We start from the raw sequence: 20,605 nt of genomic DNA, 5'->3' as shown, positions 1-20,605 counted from the left end.
TAACTACTCGGCGAGTTACGCACGGGTAACGATTGGTGGCGAGGGGGCGCCGCCGAAGGGCTCGTCCGAGGACCGCGAACCGCGCGACCGGCCCTACGGAAAACGCCGCCGCGCTGTCATCATGAGGACCTCTTCACCCCTGGAGCACCCCGGACGGAGGCACGGTGGGGGACACGAGCGAGGGGCCCGACGTCTTCGACCCCCGCATCTACGCGGAGGGCATCCCGCACGAGCGCTTCCGCGCGCTGCGCGACCACGCCCCCGTCGCCTGGCAGGAGGAAGCAGAGGTCCTGGGCTGGCCGGCCGGACCCGGCTTCTGGGCCGTCACGCGACACGCCGACGTCATCACGGTGCTGAAGGATCCGGTGACGTACTCCTCGCACCTCGGCGCCACCCAGATCCGTGACCCCGACCCCGCCGATCTGCCCTTCATCCGACGGATGATGCTCAATCAGGACCCCGCTCCCGGCCTCCCGTCCCGTTCGGGCGGGGGAGGCCCCCGGGGGCACGGGCGGTTGAGGCGGCTCGTCAGCCGGGCCTTCACGCCCGGGCGGATCGAACGCTTCGCCGTGACCGCCCGCGAACGGGCCCGTGACCTGCTGCGCACCGCCTTCGCCGGGGGCGGCGAGGTGGACCTCGTCCGCACCGTCACCGACGACTACGCGCTGCTCAACCTCACCGACCTGCTGGGGGTGCCGCCGGGCGACCGGGCGCTGCTGCACGCCTGGACCGAACGGATCATCGCCTATCAGGATCCCGACGAACCGCCGGTCCGCGACGCCGAAGGACGGCCGGTGAACCCCCGCTCACCCGGCCAGCTCGCCGACATGTTCTCCTACGCCCGGGAGCTCGCCGCCCACAAGCGCGTGCACCCCGCCGACGACGTGATGAGCGTGCTCGCCTCCTCCGAACTGGCCGACGCCGAGCTGGAGATGTTCTTCTTCCTGCTGACCGTCGCCGGAAACGACACGGTCCGTGCCGCGGCCCCCGGAGGAGTCCTCGCCCTCGCCGAAAACCAATGTGAACAGCGGAGGTTGTGGCGGGGCGAGACCTCCCTCGACACGGCGGTCGACGAACTGCTGCGGGTGCACCCGCCGGTGCTCTCCTTCCGGCGCACCGCCACCCGTGACACCGAGCTCGCGGGGCGGTCGATCGGGGCCGGCGACAAGGTCGTCGTCTTCCACGCCTCCGCCAACCACGACGAACGGGTCTTCGTCGACCCCCACCGCCTCGACCTGGGAAGGGCGCCCAACCCGCACGTGTCCTTCGGGGACGGCCCGCACGTCTGCCTCGGCGCGCACTTCGCCCGGCTCCAACTCCGCGTCTTCCACGAGGAGATGCGTGCCGCCTGCGGTGGAGTGGCCCTGACGGGACGGCCCCGGCGCCTCGTCTCCAACTTCGTCAACGGGATCAAGTCGCTGCCGGTTCGACCGCTGGGGCCGTCCGTGCCGCCCGGGTGACGTCAGCCACCAGCTCGACCACATCGGGGCCGTACGCCTGGGAGTTGACCACCTTCAGGAGGAGGACGAAGGAGCCCGAGCGGTGCCGCCGCGCCAGTGACGCGTGGTGGCGGCTCAGATAGCGGGTGGCGGCCTGGTTGGTGATGGCCCGCTGCCCGCAGAAGAGGAAGACCGGCCGGCTGTCCTCACCCGCGGTCAGCCGGGCCAGGATCACGTACTCCTCGACCCCGGCGTCCATGCGGTAGCGCTCCGAGCCGATCAGGAACGAACCCTGATCGGGGCCGCGTTCCACGTCCACGTTCACCGTGAGCCCCGGAAGGAGGGTCGCCAGGTGTGCGGCCATGCGGCGGTTGGAGCCGGGCCCGCCCACGCAGAACTCCGTGCGGTCGCCGAACCCCTGGTGGGCCCGGTCGTGCTGCACGATGCGCGCGTGCGCCCCGCAATCCTTGATCAACGCGCTGAGTTCGAGCAGCGCGAAGACGTCGTAGCGGTGCACGGCGCCGTTCCCGCCGGCCTCCTTGTTCACCACGAGCAGGCACTCGGAGCCCTTGGGCAGCCCGAAGAAGGCCTGTGTGCGGCGGAGCTTGCGCCGCCACTGGTAGGTGCGGGCGAGCCAGCCGATGGAGGCACTGACCCCGGTCGCCAGCACGCCGAGCACGATGTTCCGGACGTCATCGTTCATGGGGGCGCATGGTAGCGGCGATCCGACCCTCAGTTCGAGGCGGTCCTGACGGGAAGCGGTGGGAGAAGTTACCCTGCGCGGACGGTCGTTGACTGGAGGTAAGAATGCGTCGCTCTGCCGCAGGCAAGGTCTCCCTGCTCGCCGTCGCGGTGACGGTGCTCTCGCTGGGGGCCGCCGCGCCACCGACGGCTCCACCCGCGGCCCGCCCGCCCGTCAAGGAACCGGTCGCGGTCGGATACGGCGGTGCCGTCGCCAGTGTCGACGCCGATGCTTCGGCCGCCGGCATCGAGGTGCTCCGCAAGGGGGGCAACGCGGTCGACGCCGCCGTCGCCGTCGCAGCGGCCCTCGGCGTCACGGAGCCCTATTCGGCGGGCATCGGGGGCGGTGGCTTCTTCGTGTACTACGACGCGAAGAGCCGTACCGTGCGGACGATCGACGGGCGCGAGACGGCGCCCCGCTCCGCCGGTCCCGACCTCTTCACGGAAGGCGGGACGCCGATCCCCTTCGCAGAGGGCCAGACCAGCGGCCTCGGCGTCGGAACCCCCGGCACCGCCGCGACCTGGAAGGCCGCCCTCGACGCCTGGGGCAGCAAACGGCTCGCCACCCTGCTGAAACCCGCCGAGCGCCTCGCCCGCGAGGGCTTCGTCGTCGACGAGACCTTCCGCGCGCAGACCGCCGCCAACGAAGCCCGCTTCCGCGACTTCCCGGCCACCTCGGAGCTCTTCCTGCCCGGCGGGCGACTGCCCGTGGTCGGCAGCACCTTCAAGAACCCCGACCTGGCCCGTACGTACGGGGTGCTCGGCCGCGAAGGCGTCGGCGCGCTCTACCGGGGGCCGCTCGCCAGGGACGTCGTGAACACCGTCCGCACGCCCCCGGTCCGACCGGACGCCACCCGGAAGGTCCGCCCCGGAGACCTGACGGAGCGTGATCTCGCCGCGTACCGGACGGTGTTCCGCGCGCCGACCAAGGTCGCGTACCGGGGACTCGACGTCTACGGCATGGCGCCGTCCTCCTCCGGCGGCACGAGCGTCGGCGAGGCGCTCAACATCCTGGAGGGCACCGACCTCGCCGGTGCCTCCCGGGCCGACTACCTGCACCAGTTCATCGAAGCCAGCCGCATCGCCTTCGCCGACCGGGGGCGCTGGATCGGCGACCCGGCCTTCGAGTCCGTTCCGACCCGGGGCCTGCTGTCCCAGCGCTACGCTGACTCCCGAGCCTGTCTGATCCGTGACGACGCCGTCCTCACCAGCCCCCTGGCGCCCGGCGACCCCGCGGACCCCGCACCCTGCGCAACCGGGGGGACGGCCGCTCCGACCACGTACGAGGGCGAGAACACCACCCATCTGACGGTGGCGGACAAGTGGGGGAACGTCGTCGCCTACACCCTCACCATCGAGTCCACCGGCGGCAGCGGCATCACCGTGCCCGGCCGGGGCTTCCTGCTCAACAACGAGCTGACCGACTTCTCCTTCGCCCCGGCCAACCCGGCCGTCCACGACCCGAACCTGCCCGGCCCCGGGAAGCGGCCGCGTTCTTCGATCTCCCCGACGATCGTCCTCGACCGGCACCACCGGCCCGTCCTCGCGCTCGGTTCCCCGGGCGGTGCGACCATCATCACCACGGTCCTCCAGACCCTCACCGGGGTCGTCGACCGGGGCCTCCCGCTCGTCGAGGCGATCGCGACGCCACGCGCCAGCCAGCGCAACCAGAGCACCACCGAACTCGAACCCGCCCTGTGGAACAGCCCGGTGAGGGAAGAGCTCGAAGCCATCGGGCACGGCTTCCGGCAGAATCCCGAGATCGGCGCGGCGACCGGCGTCCAGCGCCTCCCGGACGGCCGCTGGGTGGCCGCCGCGGAGACGGTCCGCCGGGGCGGCGGCTCGGCGATGGTGGTGCGGCCCGCGCCCTGACCCGCTACGGCACGGTGAGGACGCGCGGGCCCTCGTCTGTGATCGCCACCGTGTGCTCGACGTGGGCCGCGCGCGAGCCGTCGGACGTGCGGACCGTCCAGCCGTCCCGTGCGGTGTAGTGCTCGTCCGTCCCGCCCCCGATGAGCATCGGCTCGATCGCCAGCACCATCCCGTGACGCAGCTTCATGCCCCGGCCCGGGCGTCCCTCGTTGGGGACGCCCGGGTCCTCGTGCATGGTGCGGCCGATGCCGTGGCCGCCGAAGCCGTCCGGGATGCCGTATCCGGCGGCCCGGCAGACCCGGCCGATGGCGTGGGCGACGTCGCCGATCCGGTTGCCCACGACGGCGGCCCCGATGCCCGCCGCGAGGGCGTCCTGCGCCGTGCTGATCAGCCGCTCGTCCTCCGGCCGGCCCCGGCCCACCACGAAGCTCACCGCCGAGTCGCCCGCCCAGCCGTCCAGCGTCGCCCCGCAGTCCACGGACACCAGATCGCCCGCGGCCAACCGGCTTCCGTCCGGGATGCCGTGCACCACGGCGTCGTTGACGGACACGCACACGACCGCGGGGAACGGCACGGGCGCCCAGTCCGGGTGGTAGTCCAGGAAGGGCGAGCCCGCCCCCGCCCCGCCGAGCACGCGGCGGGCGACCTCGTCCAGTCGGTCGAGCCGCACACCGGGGGCGGCCTCCGCCCGTACGGCCGCGAGGGCGCGGGCCACCACCCGCCCCGCCTCGCGCATGGCGGCCAGGGATTCATTCGTCTTGATCTTCACCATGGCCAATTATTATACCGGTATTAGTATGGGGACATGGTACGCACACCCCTGACCCCCGAAGAGCGCGAGCGCGGCGAGCGCCTGGGACTGCTCCTGCGCGAGGCGCGCGGAGAGCGGACCATGGTGGAGATCGCCACGGCCGCAGGGCTCTCCGCCGAGACCCTCCGCAAGATCGAGACGGGGCGGGCGCCGACCCCGGCCTTCTTCACGGTCGCGGCCCTGGCAGGGGTCCTCGACCTGTCCATGGACGAGCTCGTGGCGCACTGCGCCCCGGCCCCCGTCTGAGCCGCCGGACCGGCCGGGCGCTCCCGTCCCCGCGGCGCCCACCGCCCGGGAGCCCGCCGGGCCCCGTGACGTCCCCGGCGGTGGATCCGGGTGGGGTCGAGGTTCCCCGCCCCGGCGCCCGGGGCAGGGCCTAGGCTGCCGGCATGATGCCCGAAGAGCTGCGGCGCGGCCGCTACATCAGCCTGACCACCTTCCGGAAGAACGGCACGGGAGTCGCGACGCCCGTCTGGTACGAGGTGGAGGGCTCGGAGCTGTACGTCTGGACCCGCAGCGACTCCTGGAAGGTCAAGCGCCTGCGGAACGACCCCCGCGTCGAGTTCGCCCTCTGTGACCTGCGCGGCAACGTGGCCGAAGGTGCGGAGCGGGTCAAGGGAACGGGGCGGCTGGTGGAGGACGAGGAGCTGCGTCGGATTCGACGCCTGCTGGCGCGCAAGTACACCTGGCAGTTCTGGCTCACCGATGTGCCGGGCATGATCCTTCGACTCGGCAAGCGTCCGCACGCCGGAATCGTCGTCACTTTCTGACCCGTCACACCCAGTCGAAAACGGTCCGTAGTCGTCCCGTAACACGAATGCGGTCCAATGCCCGCGGCCGGAAGGTTCCAGTCGACGGCGGGGCAGGTGCGTATCGCATGACGGTGTATCAACTCCCGGTGGAAGTTGCTGCGTTCACGAGTTGGCTGACGGACCTGGTGGGCCGTGCCCGACCGGACGCCGGCTGGTACGGAGTTTTCGCCGCACGCGACCCCGAGGGCCTGCGCGCCTGCCTCGACGGGGCGGAGATCCTGCCCTGGGACGTCGTGGAATCAGTCCTCCAGGACGTGGGGGAAGCCGCCGAGGGGCCCTTCGCCGCCCGCGGTCGCGCCCTGTACGAGGAGGCCGCCGGAGCCCATGACCGGCGTCCCGGAGGGGTGGAGGCGCTCGCCGAGCGCCGACACCTGATGGAGGACGAACGGCGGTACGCCGAGTCCCGCAGCCGCGAGCTCGGCGAACGGCTGCGCGCCGCCCCCGACCCGGACGAGGCGGCCCGGCTGGAGCACGACCTCGCCTGGGCCCTCGACGACCAGACCAGGGCGACCGCCCGCGTCACCGAACTGACGGCCCGACTCGACCGCGCCGTGGCGCGCCCGTCCGCCCGCTCCTCGGTCGCCGAGTCCTCCGCTGCAGCCCGCCCGACGGTGGAAGCTCCACCCGGAGCGCAGTCCGGCAAGGCCAAGCGGCGTCCCCGAGGAGCCCGGTACGCCTGGCTGGACGAGGAGGCCGAGGAGGCGGCGGAGGCGGTCCCGCTGCCGGCCCTCCCCGCGGGGGGAGCGGCGCCCAGGGGGGCCAGGTTCGGGGGCGCCGTGGAATCGGGCGGCGCGCCCGGAGCGCGCGGCCCGGCCCCCGTACCGGATCCCGTCGAAGCGCGCCGCGCCGCCGCCAACGCGGTCTACGCCCTGCGCCGCCTCCGCTCCCAGGGGCGCAGCGGTGAGGCCCATGCCCTCCTCTGCGAGGCCCTCGGCGGACCGCTCGACCGCCTGCCCGCCCTCGCGGCGGAGCTGCACCGGGCCGGGCTCGGCGTCGATTGGTCCACCTTGCTGTGGGAGGCGGCCTCGCTGCCGCCGGGGCGGCTCGCCGCCGTCGCCGGCGTCCTCGCCGACGCGGGCCGGGCCGCCGACTGCGAGCAACTGCTCCGGCAGGGCGTGGCGCGCCCGGTCGAGGAGCTCGCCGGTGCGTGCGCCGCGCTGCACGCGGAGGAGCACCACCGCGAGGCGCACGCCCTCCTCGTCGCGTTCGTCCGGGTCCGGGCCCCGGAGGACGCCGCTCGCCTCGCGGGAGCGGACCCGCACGGCCTGGTGCCCCAACTCCTCTCCGCCGCCCGGGTGGTGTCCACCTCTCGGGAACGCGATCTGCTGCATGCGCTGCGCGTGGCGGGCCTGGCGGGGGCGTGAGCCGGGGCGCACCCCGCGCCGTGTGCCGAGGCTCCCCACCCGGGCGGCCCCCGTCGGCGGTTCCTCGCCTCCCCCCGGGCGAACGCCGGGCGGCCGGTCCCGCCCCGGAGGCCGTCGGGACGGTGCCGGCCCGTCCGGTCGTGGCGGACGGCCGTCGGATCTCCGGGGGCACGGATCTCCGGGGGCGCGGGGGCGCGGGGGTACGGGGGCACGTGGTCGAGGAGCTTTCCGCCTGCTTCCGTACGTGTCGGTACGTGTCCGACGTGGACCAGTCGGGTATGAAACATGATCGACTCGGCCGCTTCACGGCGGCGGTCTTGCTCCGGGGTGTGACGGGGCTTACGTTCTCCTCCTACGCATCGCGTCTACGTGCGTAGAGGCTCTCTGACGCCGTGCCGAAGGAGCAGCTCATGACCGACGTCGTACGCGCCGCGCTCGTCCAGGCGACCTGGACCGGCGACACCGAATCCATGATCGCAAAACACGAGGAGCACGCCCGGGAAGCCGCCCGGCAGGGTGCCAAGGTGATCGGCTTCCAGGAGGTGTTCAACGCCCCCTACTTCTGCCAGGTGCAGGAGCCCGAGCACTACCGCTGGGCCGAGCCCGTCCCGGACGGCCCCACCGTCCGCCGGATGAGGGACCTCGCCCGGGAAACCGGCATGGTGATCGTCGTGCCCGTCTTCGAGGTCGAGAGCGAGGGCTTCTACTACAACACCGCCGCCGTGATCGACGCCGACGGCAGCTACCTCGGCAAGTACCGCAAGCACCACATCCCCCAGGTCAAGGGCTTCTGGGAGAAGTACTACTTCCGCCCGGGCAACGCCGGCTGGCCGGTCTTCGACACCGCCGTCGGCCGGATCGGGGTCTACATCTGCTACGACCGGCACTTCCCCGAGGGGTGGCGTCAACTCGGCCTCAACGGAGCCCAACTGGTCTACAACCCCTCGGCCACGCACCGGGGCCTCTCCTCCTACCTCTGGCAGTTGGAACAGCCCGCCGCCGCCGTCGCCAACGAGTACTTCGTCGCCGCGATCAACCGGGTCGGCATCGAGGAGTACGGCGACAACGACTTCTACGGCACCAGCTACTTCGTCGATCCGCGCGGGCAGTTCGTCGGCGACGTCGCCTCCGACAAGGAGGAGGAACTCGTCGTCCGCGACCTCGACTTCGGCCTCATCGAGGAGGTCCGCCAGCAGTGGGCCTTCTACCGCGACCGCCGCCCCGACGCGTACGAGGGACTGGTGCGGCCGTGACCAGCCTGTACGCCCGGCACAAGGCCGTCATCCCCGACTGGGTCTCCCTCTACTACCGCGATCCCCTCGAGATCACCCACGGCGAGGGCCGTCGCGTCTGGGACGCCGAGGGGCGCACGTACCTCGACTTCTTCGGCGGCATCCTCACCACCATGACCGCCCACGCCCTGCCCGAAGTCACCAAGGCCGTGGCCGAGCAGGCGGGGCGGATCATCCACTCCTCCACGCTCTACCTCAACCGCCCCATGGTGGAGCTCGCCGAGCGGATCGCAGGACTTTCCGGCATCCCCGACGCCCGGGTCTTCTTCACCACCTCCGGGACCGAGGCCAATGACGCGGCCCTCCTGCTCGCCACCACGTACCGCCGTTCCTCCCAGATCCTGGCGATGCGCAACAGCTACCACGGTCGTTCCTTCTCCACCATCGGCATCACCGGCAACCGCGCCTGGTCACCCACCGGCCTCTCCCCGCTCCACACCCTGTACGTGCACGGCGGCGTCCGCACCCGCGGCCCCTACGCTGCCCACACCGACGAGGGGTTCACCCAAGCCTGCGTCGCCGACCTCGAAGACCTCCTCGGCCACACCCCTGAGGTCGCCGCCCTCATCGCCGAACCCGTGCAGGGCGTCGGCGGCTTCACCTCCCCGCCCGACGGCCTCTACGCCGCCTTCCGCCGGGTCCTCGACCAGCACGGCATCCTCTGGATCTCCGACGAGGTGCAGACCGGCTGGGGGCGCACCGGCGACCACTTCTGGGGGTGGCAGGCCCACGGCCAGGCCGGACCGCCCGACATCCTCACCTTCGCCAAGGGGATCGGCAACGGCATGTCCATCGGCGGTGTCGTCGCCCGTGCCGAGATCATGAACTGCCTCGACGCCAACTCCATCTCCACCTTCGGCGGTTCACCGATCACCATGGCCGCGGGCCTGGCCAACCTCTCCTACCTCCTGGAGCACGACCTCCAGGGCAACGCCCGCCGTGTCGGCGGTCTCCTCATCGAGCGGATCCGGGCCGCCGCGGCAGGAGTGCCGGCCGTCCGGGAGGTGCGGGGCCGCGGCCTGATGATCGGCATCGAGCTCACCGAGCCGGGCACCGACCGGGCGAACCCCGACGCGGCTGCCGCCGTCCTGGAGGCGGCCCGGGAGAACGGCCTGCTCATCGGCAAGGGCGGTGGACACAACACCAGCACCCTGCGCATCGCACCGCCGCTCTCGCTCACGGTGGCCGAGGCGGAGGAAGGCGCCGCGATGCTCGAACAGGCCCTCGCGACCCTCTAGCCCCGGTCGGTCCGCGGCCCCGCCCCCGTGGCGCCCCTCCACCAGGGCACCTCCAAGCGTCGCGGTCCCGTGCCGGACGGGTCGTAGGAATCCGTAACCCCCGCCTCGACAAGGGAGAGTCCCGTGAGCACCCGTACCCTCGTCCGCGGAGGCCTCGTCGTCACCGCCGCCGACGAACTCCATGCCGACGTGCTGATCGAAGACGGCCGCGTCGTCGCCCTCGCGACCCACGGATCGGACACGGCGGCCGGCTGGACCGCCGACCGGACCATCGACGCCACCGACCGCTATGTGCTCCCCGGCGGGGTCGACGCCCACACGCACATGGAGTTGCCCTTCGGCGGCACCTTCGCCTCCGACACCTTCGAGACGGGCACCCGTGCCGCAGCCTGGGGCGGTACCACCACCATCGTCGACTTCGCCGTCCAGACCGTCGGCCACGGCCTCCGCGAAGGGCTCGACGCCTGGTACGCGAAGTCGGACGGGAAGTGCGCGATCGACTATGCGTTCCACATGATCATGTCGGACGTGAACGAGTCGACGCTGAAGGAGATGCCGAAGCTCATCGAGCACGGCGTGACCTCCTTCAAACTCTTCATGGCCTACCCCGGCGTCTTCTACTCGGACGACGGGCAGATCCTGCGGGCGATGCAGGTGGCCGGTGACACCGGCGGGCTGATCATGATGCACGCCGAGAATGGCATCGCGATCGACGTGCTGGTGGAGCAGGCGCTGGCGAGGGGCGAGACCGATCCGCGGTATCACGGCGAGGTCCGCAAGACCCTGCTGGAGGCGGAGGCCACGCATCGGGCGATCCAGCTGGCCCGGGTGGCGGGCTCTCCGCTGTACGTCGTGCACGTCTCGGCCCAGGAGGCCGTGGCGGAGCTGGCGGCGGCCAGGGACATGGGGCTGCCGGTCTTCGGCGAGACCTGTCCGCAGTACCTGTTCCTGTCCACGGACAACCTGGCGGAGCCGGACTTCCAGGGCGCCAAGTACGTCTGCTCGACCCCGCTCCGTCCGAAGGAACACCAGGCGGCGCTGTGGCGGGGGCTGCGGACCAACGACCTCCAGGTCGTCTCCACCGACCACTGCCCGTTCTGCTTCGTGGGACAGAAGGAGCTGGGACGCGGCGACTTCTCGAAGATCCCCAACGGCCTTCCCGGGGTGGAGAACCGCATGGACCTGCTCCACCAGGCGGTCGTGGACGGCCACCTCTCCCGCCGTCGCTGGATCGAGATCGCCTGCGCGACCCCGGCGAGGATGTTCGGCATGTACCCGCAGAAGGGCACCATCGCGCCCGGCGCCGACGCCGACGTCGTCATCTACGACCCGCACGCCACGCAGGTGCTGTCGGCCGAGACCCATCACATGAACGTCGACTACTCGGCGTACGAGGGAAGGACGGTCACCGGGCAGGTCGAGACGGTCCTTTCCCGCGGCGAACTCGTCATCGACCGGCGCACGTACGTGGGCCGTGCCGGCCACGGCACCTTCGTGCCGCGTTCCACCTGCCAGTACCTGGGCTGAAGCGTCCCAGGACCGCACCGTACCGATTCGAACTTGGAGGTCCCGCGTGGACTTCGGACTCGTCCTGCAGACCGACCCGCCCGCCTCGCAGGTCGTCGGCCTGATGCGCCGGGCGGAACGCAACGGCTTCCGCTACGGCTGGACCTTCGACTCCGCCGTGCTGTGGCAGGAACCCTTCGTCATCTACAGCCAGATCCTCGCCAACACCACCAAGCTGCACGTCGGCCCCATGGTGACCAACCCCGGGACGCGGACGTGGGAGGTGACCGCCTCCACCTTCGCCACCCTCAACGACATGTACGGCAACCGGACCGTCTGCGGCATCGGCCGCGGCGACTCCGCGATGCGCGTCGCCGGCCGCAAGCCCAACACCCTGGCCCGACTCGGCGAGGCCATCGAGGTCATCCGGGACCTGGCGGAGGGCCGGGAGGCGCAGGTCGACGGCAACCCGGTCCGCATCCCCTGGATCAAGCACGGAAGGCTTCCGGTGTGGATGGCGGCCTACGGGCCCAAGGCCCTGGCGCTGGCCGGGCAGAAGGCCGACGGCTTCATCCTCCAGCTCGCCGACCCCTTCCTCACCGAGTGGATGGTCAAGGCCGTCCGGCAGGCCGCCGTCGACGCGGGCCGCGACCCCGATGCCCTCACCATCTGCGTCGCCGCCCCCGCCTACGTCACCGCCGACGACTCGCCCCAGGCGCTGGCCCACGCCCGCGACCAGTGCCGCTGGTTCGGCGGCATGGTCGGCAACCACGTCGCCGACCTGGTGTCCAAGTACGGCGAGCACTCCTCCATGGTCCCCGAGGAGCTGACCGCCTACATCAAGGACCGACAGGGCTACGACTACTCCCACCACGGCCGCGCCGACAACCCCGACACCGCCTTCGTCCCCGACGAGATCGTCGACCGCTTCTGCCTCCTGGGCCCCGCCGAGGCCCACGTCGACAAGCTCCGCCACCTCAAGGACCTGGGCGTCGACCAGTTCGCGGTCTACGACATGCACGACAACCGCGAGGGCACCATCGACGCCTACGGCGCCGATGTCATCCCCGCCCTTCGGTGACGAGGTCGCCCGGTCCGGGCACCGAGGCAGCTGGATGACGGCCGTCCACCCCTTCCGGAGGACACATCCCGTCAGGCGCGGCGCGATCCTTGCGCCCGCCGGGAAAGCCGCTGGCGCGGCGTCAGCGGTGGAAGGCGCCCCTCCAGGGTTCGTGCTGGTCGCAACCACGGCGAAGGGCATGTGCTGGTCAGTGCGTGAAGACGAACCCGGACGCCCTTCTGGCGGCACTGCCCGTGTTGATCGACGACCACGCGGCGCCCTGTCGCCGGATCGGGCGACCTCCGAAATGGATCATCTTGTAGGCGTTGAGGTCCTCCGCCGTGGAGCGGATAATCCGGGTGAGGTCGCCCCCGGTCGATTTCGAGACGGTTGAAGTCGGTCGGCCCGTCCATGTTTCTGCAACGCCCTCATGCTCGTGGCCGCGACCGCACCGCTGATGGGGCCGTGGGACACCGTCTTCGACCCCGCCCGTGTGCGCAGGCACCGGTGATCGGCGAGGGGTCTTGTGGTCATGCTGGTGACCAACGCGCCCCTGTTCCGCGTCGACGTGCCCCGTTAAGCGTCTGACCAAGGCGATGGCGGACGCTGATGTACGTGAGCCTGGTCGACGCACCCAGGTGACGGTCCATGGTGAGCTGACGGAGACGTTCCAGGTCGTGCTCAGCCGTCTGGGGGCCGAGCGTGCTGCGAGCTGCGGCCGGGACGTGTCGACCCAGGAGGCCGAACGCCGGCGAACCGCCCGGCAGCCGCACGACGAGGCCGAGTGGACCCTGAAGGCCGTGTTCCTGCAGTGCCAGCCCCTCGCCGACCGGGTGCGGCGGGGCGGTCCGCCCGCGCAGGAGCTCGACGGGCCCGCGCGACCTCCCGGGGCAATTCGCTTAGGCGAACGCGGTCCCCGGTGCCGACGTCGTGGTCGGGGCCGTGCCCGCCGTTCTCGAGCAGTTCGTCGGTACCGAGCAGAAGCCGGTCGACGACTCCTTCGCTCCACCGCCGACGAGGCGGACCACCCTGGGGTTCCCGCCTCCTTGACGCCCCCTCCCCGCGCGAGGAGACTCCGCACGGTCAAGAACCCCACGCCCTCCGCACGGCCTCGTTCCGTCCCCGAACGAAGGGTTCCGTCCATGACCACGACCGCCTCCTCCGGAAGACCCGAGAGCTCCGACACGAGCACCGGCCGCATCGAACTGGCGCCCGGCGCGGCCCCCGCCGATCCCCGCTTCGTCAACGAGGACCTGCTTCCGGTCCCCGTCTCCGGGCGCCGCTGGACGACGTACAACTTCACCGCCCTCTGGGTGGGCATGGCCCACAACATCCCTTCCTGGATGCTCGCCTCCGGTCTCGTCGCCCTCGGAATGGACTGGAAGCAGGCCGTCCTCACCATCGCCCTCGCCAATGTCGTCGTGCTCGTGCCGATGCTGCTCACCGGGCACGCGGGCCCCAAGTACGGCATTCCGTTCCCGGTCCTGGCCCGTGCCTCCTTCGGACTGCGCGGGGCCAACCTGCCCGCGCTCGTCCGGGCCGGAGTCGCCTGCGCCTGGTTCGGCATCCAGACCTGGATCGGCGGCCAGGGCATCTTCGTCCTCCTCGACAAGGCCCTCGGCGGCGGCTGGGCCGGGGCGTCCCGGATCGGCGGTCAACCCTGGACCCTCTGGCTCTGCTTCGTCCTCTTCTGGGTGCTCGAACTCGCCATCATCTACCGGGGCATGGATGCCCTGCGGCGCTTCGAGAACTGGGCCGCGCCCTTCGTGATCGTCGGCGCGTTCGCGCTCCTCGCCTGGATCACGGTCAAGGCGGGCGGCCTCGGACCGCTCCTCGACCAGCCGTCGAAGCTGGGATGGGGCGCGGACTTCTGGCCGGTCTTCTTCCCGGCCCTGATGGGGATGATCGCCTTCTGGGCCACCCTCAGCCTCAACATCCCCGACTTCACCCGCTTCGGTGCCGGTCAGCGAGCCCAGGTCCTCGGCCAGAGCCTCGGACTGCCCACCACCATGACCCTGTTCGCGCTGCTCTCGGTGCTCGTCACCTCCGGCTCGCAGGCCGTGTACGGAGCACCCCTCTGGGACCCGGTGGCGCTCGCCGCCCGGACCGACAACGTCTTCGGGCTCCTCTTCGCCCTGGTGACCGTGCTCGTCGCCACCCTGTCGGTGAACATCGCCGCGAACGTCGTCTCCCCGGCGTACGACCTCGCCAACCTCGCCCCGGGGCGGGTGAGCTTCCGCACGGGAGCGCTGATCACCGGAGTCGTCGGGGTGCTGATCATGCCGTGGAAGCTCACCGCCACCCCGGAGCTGTACATCTTCACCTGGCTCGGGCTGGTCGGCGGCCTCCTCGGCACGGTCGCCGGCATCCTCATCGCCGATTACTGGCTCGTCCGCAGGACCGTCCTCGACCTCGAAGGGCTCTACCGGGCCGACGGTCCCTACTGGTACCGCGGAGGGTGGAACCCGGCCGCCGTCCTCGCCTTCGCGGTGGGCGGCGTGCTCGCGGTCGGTGGATCCCACTCGGCCCCGGGAACCGGCCCGTTCCCCGCGGACGGGCTGATTCCCTTCCTCAAGCCGCTCGCCGACTACGGCTGGGCCGTGGGGCTCGCCGCCGCACTGCTGCTCTACACCGCCCTCATGGGGCGGGGGGCAGCGGTCCGGTCGTCCTCCCGATCCAGCTGAGGTGGGACCAGACGCGGGTGTTCACGGCGGGGGTGTCGGTCGCGCACCCCTTGCCGTAGGACACGAGCCCGATCAGGTACGGCCTGCCGCCCACCGCGCGGACCAGGGGACCGCCGGAATCGTACTGGCAGGTGTCGCGGCCGGGCGTGTACGTGCACAACTGGGCGCTGGTGACCCGGGGCACGCCCCGGGCCCCGCACGCCGCGTTGTCCATGGTGTCGAGGAGCACGGTCCGCAGGACGCCGGAGGTCCGCCCGCCGAACGAGGTGGCGCCCCAGCCGGGGGCCTCGACCCGGGTGTGGTCGAAGGAGTCGTGGGCGTACCCGGCGGGCAGGGCGACCGGGCGGACGTCGCGGTTGAACACGACCGGTTCGGCCAGCCGCACGAGGGCGATGTCGTCGCGCTGGGCGGCCGGGTCGTAGCCCGGGTGGGTGAGGAACGCCGCAGGGGCCACCAGCACCGCGTTCGGACTCTCGTCCCCGCGCGTCAGGTCGTGCTCGCCGAGGAGCACGCCGACCCGCGCGGTGCTGCCGTACGAGCCGGTCAGGCAGTGGGCGGCGGTGAGCACCCAGCGGTCGCCGATGAGCGCCCCGCCGCACACCACCCGCCGCTCCGCCAGGTCCACGAGCCCGGCCATGAACGGATACTGATGGGGACGGGCCTCGTGCCCCCCGACGACGGCGTGCGCCGGCGCCGGGCCGAGCGGGCCCATCGCCAGCAGCGCCCCCGCGAGCGCGGTCGTGAGCTTCCTCGCCCATCCCATGGGACCTCCGAACCGTCGTCGACCTCGTGTCCGGGCGGTCGGCATGCGGAGACGTTTCCTCAGCCTCGTGCCCGTGTGGGCATCAACGAACCGGGCCGGGTCCGGTCACTCCCCCGGGAGGGGCCGGCCCCACCGGCGGGACCGCCCGTGCCCCGGGTGACGGGCGACGGCGGCCCCGCGGGACACCGGAGCCCCGCAGCAACCGTGCGGAACGCACGAGGCCGTGGGGTGCACCCCGGGGAAACACGGGGTGACAAGCGCGGCATTCCGGTTGTCGGCGGCCCGTGCTTAGCTGGAGGCATGATCCAAGACTTCCTTGAGCACGTCCTCGGCGGCGGTACGACCGAGGTGGAGGAGGCCGTTCGCAAGGCAGCCGCCGCCGAGATCACGCCCCGCTTCCGGCAACTGGCCAGCGACGAGATCATCGAGAAGAACGGGCCGCACGACCTGGTCACGGTCGCCGACCGGGCCGCCGAGGCCCACCTCACCAGGTCCCTGACCGCCCTGCTGCCCGGCTCGGTGGTCGTCGGCGAGGAGGCCGTCCACGCCGATCCCACGGTGTACGAGGCGCTGCGCGGCGACGCTCCCGTCTGGATCGTGGACCCCGTCGACGGCACCCGCCAGTTCGTCCACGGAGATCCCGCCTTCTGCACCCTCGTCGCCCTCGCCCACCACGGAGAGGTCCTCGCTTCCTGGACCTTCGCCCCCGCCCTGGAGGAGTTCGCCGTCGCCGTGCGCGGTCGCGGCGCCACGCTCAACGGACGGCCGATACGCTCCGGCTCGCCGGCACCCGGCGCGGTCCTGGAGGTGGCCACCTCGCACCCCGACTACACCAGCCCGGAGCAGAAGCAGGCCCTGCAGGGACTCGACGTCGAGGGCGTGCGTCCCCGCCCCTGCGGCTCGGCCGGGCTCGAGTACCTCGCGGTGGCGCGCGGGACGCTCGACGGGACCGCGTTCTCCTGGGAGTACGCGTGGGACCACGCGGCCGGACTCCTCCTGGTCGCCGAGGCGGGCGGTGCGCACACCACGATCGCGGGCGAGCCGTTCCGCATCGCCGGCGGGAACGCGCTGCCGTTCACGACCGCCCGGGACGCGGCGACCGCCGAGCGGATCCGAGGGCTCCTCGGGGGCGGGTGAGGCCCGTCGGACACGCGGCCTATCCTGGGACCCTGGCCATCGGCTGACGAAGGAGTCCGAAGGTGACGAACGAGACGTCGATGCTCGATGCCGTCGTCGTGGGGGCGGGACCCAACGGACTGACCGCCGCCGTGGAACTGGCCCGGCGGGGACTGTCCGTGGCCGTCTTCGAGGCCAAGTCCACCGTCGGAGGCGGCGCCAGGACCGAGGAGCTCACCCTCCCCGGCTTCCGTCACGACCCGTGCTCCGCCGTGCACCCCCTCGGTGCGGGCTCGCCCGTGTTCAAGACGATGCCGCTCGACCGGTACGGCCTGGAGTGGCTCCACCCCGAACTGCCCATGGCCCACCCTTGGGACGACGGCACCGCGGCCGTCCTGGCCCGCTCCGTGGCCGAGACGGCGGTCTCCTTCGGACCGCGCGACGCGGGGGCGTACCGCCGTCTCGTCGCGCCCTTCCTCGGCAAGTGGGACACCCTCGCGGCGGACTTCATGCAGCTGCCGCTCACCGCACTGCCCCGCGACCCGGTCACCCTCGCCCGCTTCGGCATCGCCGGCCTCCCGCCGTCCACCTGGCTGATGCGCCGGTTCCGGGACGAGAAGGCCCGGGGACTCTTCGCCGGACTGGTGGCCCACGTCATCGCCCCGCTCGGCGGGTTCGCGACCGGAGCCGTCGGCCTGGTCTTCGCGCTCGCCGCGCACGCCGGCGGTTGGCCGATGCCCCGGGGCGGCTCGCAATCGATCTCCGACGCCCTCGTCGCCTACCTCAAGGACCTCGGCGGCGCCGTCCACACCGACTTCGAAGTGAAGCGGCTCGACGACCTGCCGCCGGCCCGCGCCTACGTCTTCGACACCTCGCCCACCGCGCTCGCCAGGATCGCCGGCTTCGGCAGCCACTACGACCACTACGCGTACGGCGCCAGCGCCTTCAAAATCGACTACGCGTTGGACGGCCCCGTGCCGTGGACCGCGGAGGAGGCCCGCCGGGCCGGCACCGTCCAGGTCGGCCCCACCTCCGGGGAGATCGGCGCCGCCCTCCGGCAGGCGTCCTCCGGCACCGCCCCCGAGGTCCCGTTCCTCATCACCGCCCAGCCGAGCCTCGTGGACGCCTCCCGCGCGCCCGAGGGCAAGCACGTGTTCTGGGCGTACGGGCACGTGCCGAACGGCTGGCGGGGCGACCTCACCGAGGCGATCGAGCGACAGATCGAGCGCTTCGCGCCCGGCTTCCGCGATCGCGTCCTGGCTCGCGCCACCGCGGGCCCGCCCGAACTCGCCGAGCGGAACGCCAACTACGTCGGCGGTGACATCGCCTGTGGAGCCGCCCGGGGCCTCCAGTTGGTGCTGCGTCCCACCCTCTCCCTCCGCCCCTACGCGACCCCGCACCCGGCGGTCTTCCTCTGCTCCTCCGCGACTCCGCCGGGACCCGGCGTCCACGGCATGTCCGGGCACAACGCGGCGAAGGCCGTCTGGCGGAGCCTGCGAAAATAGACTGGCCCCCATGGCCAAGTACTTCGACGTGCATCCCGAAAACCCCCAGCCCCGCACCATCGGCGCGGTGGCCGACTCCATCCGGAACGGGGCGCTCGTCGCGTACCCGACCGACTCCTGCTACGCGCTCGGCAGCCGGCTCGGCAGTCGGGACGGCATCAGCCGCATCCGGGCCATCCGCGACCTCGACGACCGGCACCACTTCACCCTCATGTGCGCCAACTTCGCCCAGCTGGGCCAGCTCGTGCACATCGACAACGACGTCTTCCGCGCGGTGAAGGCCGCCACGCCCGGGGCGTACACCTTCATCCTGCCCGGCACGAAGGAGGTGCCGCGCCAGTTGCTGCACCCCAAGAAGAAGACGGTCGGGGTCCGCATCCCCGACCACGTCGTCACCCAGGCGCTCCTCGCCGAACTCGGCGAACCGCTGCTCTCCAGCACCCTGCTCCTGCCGGACGAGGCCGAGCCGCTCACCCAGGGCTGGGAGATCAAGGAACGGCTCGACCACCAGGTGGACGCGGTGCTCGACTCCGGCGAGTGCGGCACCGAACCCACCACCGTCGTCGACTTCTCCAGCGGCGAGCCCGAGATCGTCCGGCGCGGGGCGGGGGACACCTCCCGCTTCGAGTAGCCCGGGGCGCCCGGCGCCCGTGGGCAGGACCTCTCGGGCGGGCCGAGACCGTCGCGCGGTGTCCGCGCAGGTCCGTTCAGGCGCGCCGTGCGGAAGGGGCCACCCGTGATCGTGACCGCCCCGCCGATGACAACCCCCTCGACGGGGACCGGCGCAACGCCGCCCCGGGGCCCCGTGCGGCCGGAAGCACCGGCCGGGCGGGCAGCGGTGCGAGCCGCTGCCCGCCGGGGGACGTCCATGTCGTTTTCTCGCCAGCCCGTGCACCGCCCGTCCCCGATCCTTGATCCATGCACACCGATACCGAGCGTTGCGTGCGGGCCGTTCAGTCGAAGGACGCCCGCTTCGACGGCGTGTTCTTCACCGCCGTCCGTACCACCCGGGTCTACTGCCGCCCCAGCTGCCCGGCCGTTTCGCCCAAGCCCGAGAACATGGAGTTCCACCCCAGCGCCGCCGCCTGCCAGCGAGCCGGCTACCGGGCCTGCAAGCGGTGCCGGCCGGACAGCAGCCCCGGATCGCCCGAGTGGAACGTCCGGGCCGATGCCGTCGCCCGCGCCGTGCGGCTCATCCAGGACGGGGTCGTCGACCGCGAGGGCGTTCCCGGGCTCGCCCGGCGACTCGGCTGGTCCACCCGCCAGGTCGAGCGCCAACTCCTCGCCGAACTGGGCGCCGGCCCCCTCGCCCTGGCGCGCGCCCAACGCGCCCAGACCGCGCGGCTGCTCATCGAGACCACCCCGATGCCCTTCGGCGAGGTCGCCTTCGCGGCCGGCTTCTCCTCCATCCGCACCTTCAACGACACCGTCCGCCAGGTCTTCGCCCTCACCCCCGGCGAACTCCGCGCCCGCACCGTCCGCAGAGCGGCGTCACCCCCCTCGGCCGTCCCCGGAGTCATCAGTCTCCGCCTGCCGTTCCGCGCTCCGTTGGAACCCTCCAACCTCTTCGGGCACCTCGCCGCCACCGCCGTCCCCGGCGTGGAGGAGTGGCGCGACGGCGCCTACCGGCGGACCCTGAGGCTTCCGCACGGCCACGGCATCGTCGCCCTCGCCCCGCGCGCCGACCACATCGTCTGCCGGCTCTCCCTCACCGACCCGCGCGACCTCCTCTACGCGATCAGCCGCTGCCGCCGGCTCCTCGACCTCGACGCCGATCCCGTCGCCGTCGACGAGCGGCTCCGCGAGGACCCCCTGCTCGCCCCGCTCGTCGACGAGGCACCCGGCCGCCGGGTGCCAGGGACCGTCGACCCCGCGGAGTTCGCCGTGCGGGCCGTCCTCGGCCAGCAGGTCTCCACCGCCGCCGCCCGCACCCACGCCGCCCGCCTGGTCACCGCGCACGGCACGCCGGTCGAGGACCCCGAGGGCGGCCTCACCCACCTCTTCCCGGACCCCGGGGCGCTCGCCGCCCTCGACCCCGAGACCCTTGCCCTGCCCCGCAGCCGCCGCACCACCCTCCTCACCCTCGTCCGGGCGCTCGCCGAGGGATCGCTCTCGCTCAGCCCCGCCGACGACCGGGAGGAAGCCCGCGCCCGGCTGCTCGCCCTGCCCGGCTTCGGTCCTTGGACGACCGAGATCATCGCCATGCGGGCCCTCGGCGACCCCGATGCCTTCCTCGCCGGCGACCTCGGCGTCCGCCGGGCCGCGGAAGGGCTCGGCCTTCCCGGCACCCCGGCCGCCTTCACCGCACGCGCGGCGCACTGGCGCCCCTGGCGTTCCTACGCCGTCCAGTACCTCTGGGCCACCGACGACCACCCGATCAACCACCTGCCCGCGTAAAGGAC

At 72.3% G+C, this 20,605-nt stretch carries 17 protein-coding genes; 14 read left to right on the top strand and 3 right to left on the bottom strand.

All coding sequences use genetic code 11. The annotated features are described in order from the left end of the window. Positions 1-164: 164 nt before the first annotated feature. Positions 165-1,460 carry a cytochrome P450 gene (locus tag ACFW22_RS09470; RefSeq protein WP_386400987.1) on the top strand — a complete coding sequence of 432 codons (1,296 nt, stop codon included), beginning with the start codon at positions 165-167 and terminating at the stop codon, positions 1,458-1,460. On the opposite strand, the gene ACFW22_RS09465 is transcribed toward ACFW22_RS09470, so the two are convergent. After that, positions 1,411-2,142 (bottom strand): hypothetical protein, encoded by a 732-nt coding sequence (locus tag ACFW22_RS09465; RefSeq protein WP_386400985.1) that lies wholly within the window; start codon positions 2,140-2,142, stop codon positions 1,411-1,413. The two genes, ACFW22_RS09470 and ACFW22_RS09465, sit on opposite strands and share 50 nt — an antisense overlap. Before the next feature lie 104 nt (positions 2,143-2,246). Here ACFW22_RS09465 and ggt point away from each other — a divergent pair, with 104 nt between their 5' ends. Continuing rightward, complete coding sequence (ggt, locus tag ACFW22_RS09460; protein WP_386400983.1) at positions 2,247-4,052, top strand: gamma-glutamyltransferase; 1,806 nt, start codon at positions 2,247-2,249, stop codon at positions 4,050-4,052. 4 nt (positions 4,053-4,056) lie between these two features. On the opposite strand, the gene map is transcribed toward ggt, so the two are convergent. After that, on the bottom strand, positions 4,057-4,824 hold the full coding sequence (gene map, locus ACFW22_RS09455; RefSeq protein WP_386400981.1) for a type I methionyl aminopeptidase: 768 nt from the start codon (positions 4,822-4,824) through the stop codon (positions 4,057-4,059). A gap of 33 nt (positions 4,825-4,857) precedes the next feature. Here map and ACFW22_RS09450 point away from each other — a divergent pair, with 33 nt between their 5' ends. The 8 genes from ACFW22_RS09450 to ACFW22_RS09415 all read left to right on the top strand — a co-directional run bounded on the left by ACFW22_RS09450 (position 4,858) and on the right by ACFW22_RS09415 (position 14,819). Beyond that, positions 4,858-5,109, top strand: coding sequence for a helix-turn-helix domain-containing protein (locus ACFW22_RS09450; RefSeq protein ID WP_386400979.1), 252 nt, complete (start codon positions 4,858-4,860; stop codon positions 5,107-5,109). A 143-nt stretch (positions 5,110-5,252) separates the two neighbouring features. After that, positions 5,253-5,633 carry a PPOX class F420-dependent oxidoreductase gene (locus ACFW22_RS09445; RefSeq protein WP_386400977.1) on the top strand — a complete coding sequence of 127 codons (381 nt, stop codon included), beginning with the start codon at positions 5,253-5,255 and terminating at the stop codon, positions 5,631-5,633. 107 nt (positions 5,634-5,740) lie between these two features. Then, complete coding sequence (locus tag ACFW22_RS09440) at positions 5,741-7,039, top strand: UL36 very large tegument protein (protein ID WP_386400975.1); 1,299 nt, start codon at positions 5,741-5,743, stop codon at positions 7,037-7,039. Positions 7,040-7,449: 410 nt separating this feature from the next. After that, positions 7,450-8,292: a nitrilase-related carbon-nitrogen hydrolase gene (locus tag ACFW22_RS09435; protein WP_386400973.1), complete on the top strand. Its 843-nt coding sequence runs from the start codon at positions 7,450-7,452 to the stop codon at positions 8,290-8,292. After that, a complete protein-coding gene (locus ACFW22_RS09430; RefSeq protein WP_386400971.1) occupies positions 8,289-9,569 on the top strand; it encodes an aspartate aminotransferase family protein in 1,281 nt (426 codons plus the stop codon). Before ACFW22_RS09435 ends, ACFW22_RS09430 begins: the two co-directional genes overlap by 4 nt. 123 nt (positions 9,570-9,692) lie before the next feature. Next, complete coding sequence (gene hydA, locus ACFW22_RS09425) at positions 9,693-11,096, top strand: dihydropyrimidinase (RefSeq protein WP_386400969.1); 1,404 nt, start codon at positions 9,693-9,695, stop codon at positions 11,094-11,096. A gap of 46 nt (positions 11,097-11,142) precedes the next feature. Continuing rightward, positions 11,143-12,156 carry a TIGR03842 family LLM class F420-dependent oxidoreductase gene (locus ACFW22_RS09420; protein ID WP_386400967.1) on the top strand — a complete coding sequence of 338 codons (1,014 nt, stop codon included), beginning with the start codon at positions 11,143-11,145 and terminating at the stop codon, positions 12,154-12,156. Positions 12,157-13,277: 1,121 nt separating this feature from the next. Next, positions 13,278-14,819 carry an NCS1 family nucleobase:cation symporter-1 gene (locus tag ACFW22_RS09415; RefSeq protein ID WP_386400965.1) on the top strand — a complete coding sequence of 514 codons (1,542 nt, stop codon included), beginning with the start codon at positions 13,278-13,280 and terminating at the stop codon, positions 14,817-14,819. On the opposite strand, the gene ACFW22_RS09410 is transcribed toward ACFW22_RS09415, so the two are convergent. Further along, entirely contained in the window at positions 14,773-15,582 is an 810-nt protein-coding gene (locus ACFW22_RS09410; protein ID WP_386400963.1) for a serine protease, read from the bottom strand. The genes ACFW22_RS09415 and ACFW22_RS09410 overlap by 47 nt on opposite strands. Positions 15,583-15,882: 300 nt before the next feature. Here ACFW22_RS09410 and ACFW22_RS09405 point away from each other — a divergent pair, with 300 nt between their 5' ends. The 4 genes from ACFW22_RS09405 to ACFW22_RS09390 all read left to right on the top strand — a co-directional run bounded on the left by ACFW22_RS09405 (position 15,883) and on the right by ACFW22_RS09390 (position 20,600). Continuing rightward, a complete protein-coding gene (locus ACFW22_RS09405) occupies positions 15,883-16,719 on the top strand; it encodes an inositol monophosphatase family protein (RefSeq protein WP_386400961.1) in 837 nt (278 codons plus the stop codon). Between the two features lie 80 nt (positions 16,720-16,799). Beyond that, on the top strand, positions 16,800-18,203 hold the full coding sequence (locus ACFW22_RS09400) for a phytoene desaturase family protein (RefSeq protein WP_386401134.1): 1,404 nt from the start codon (positions 16,800-16,802) through the stop codon (positions 18,201-18,203). A 10-nt stretch (positions 18,204-18,213) separates the two neighbouring features. Continuing rightward, positions 18,214-18,834, top strand: coding sequence for an L-threonylcarbamoyladenylate synthase (locus ACFW22_RS09395; RefSeq protein WP_386400959.1), 621 nt, complete (start codon positions 18,214-18,216; stop codon positions 18,832-18,834). Between the two features lie 287 nt (positions 18,835-19,121). Then, positions 19,122-20,600, top strand: coding sequence for an AlkA N-terminal domain-containing protein (locus ACFW22_RS09390; protein WP_386400957.1), 1,479 nt, complete (start codon positions 19,122-19,124; stop codon positions 20,598-20,600). Positions 20,601-20,605: the final 5 nt, after the last annotated feature.

Origin of the sequence: Streptomyces sp. NPDC058872 (assembly GCF_042743065.1) — a bacterium.
Taxonomy (GTDB): Bacteria; Actinomycetota; Actinomycetes; order Streptomycetales; family Streptomycetaceae; genus Streptomyces.
The sequence above is the reverse complement of the archived record's forward strand: the minus strand, read 5'-3'. Positions and strand labels throughout refer to the sequence as shown.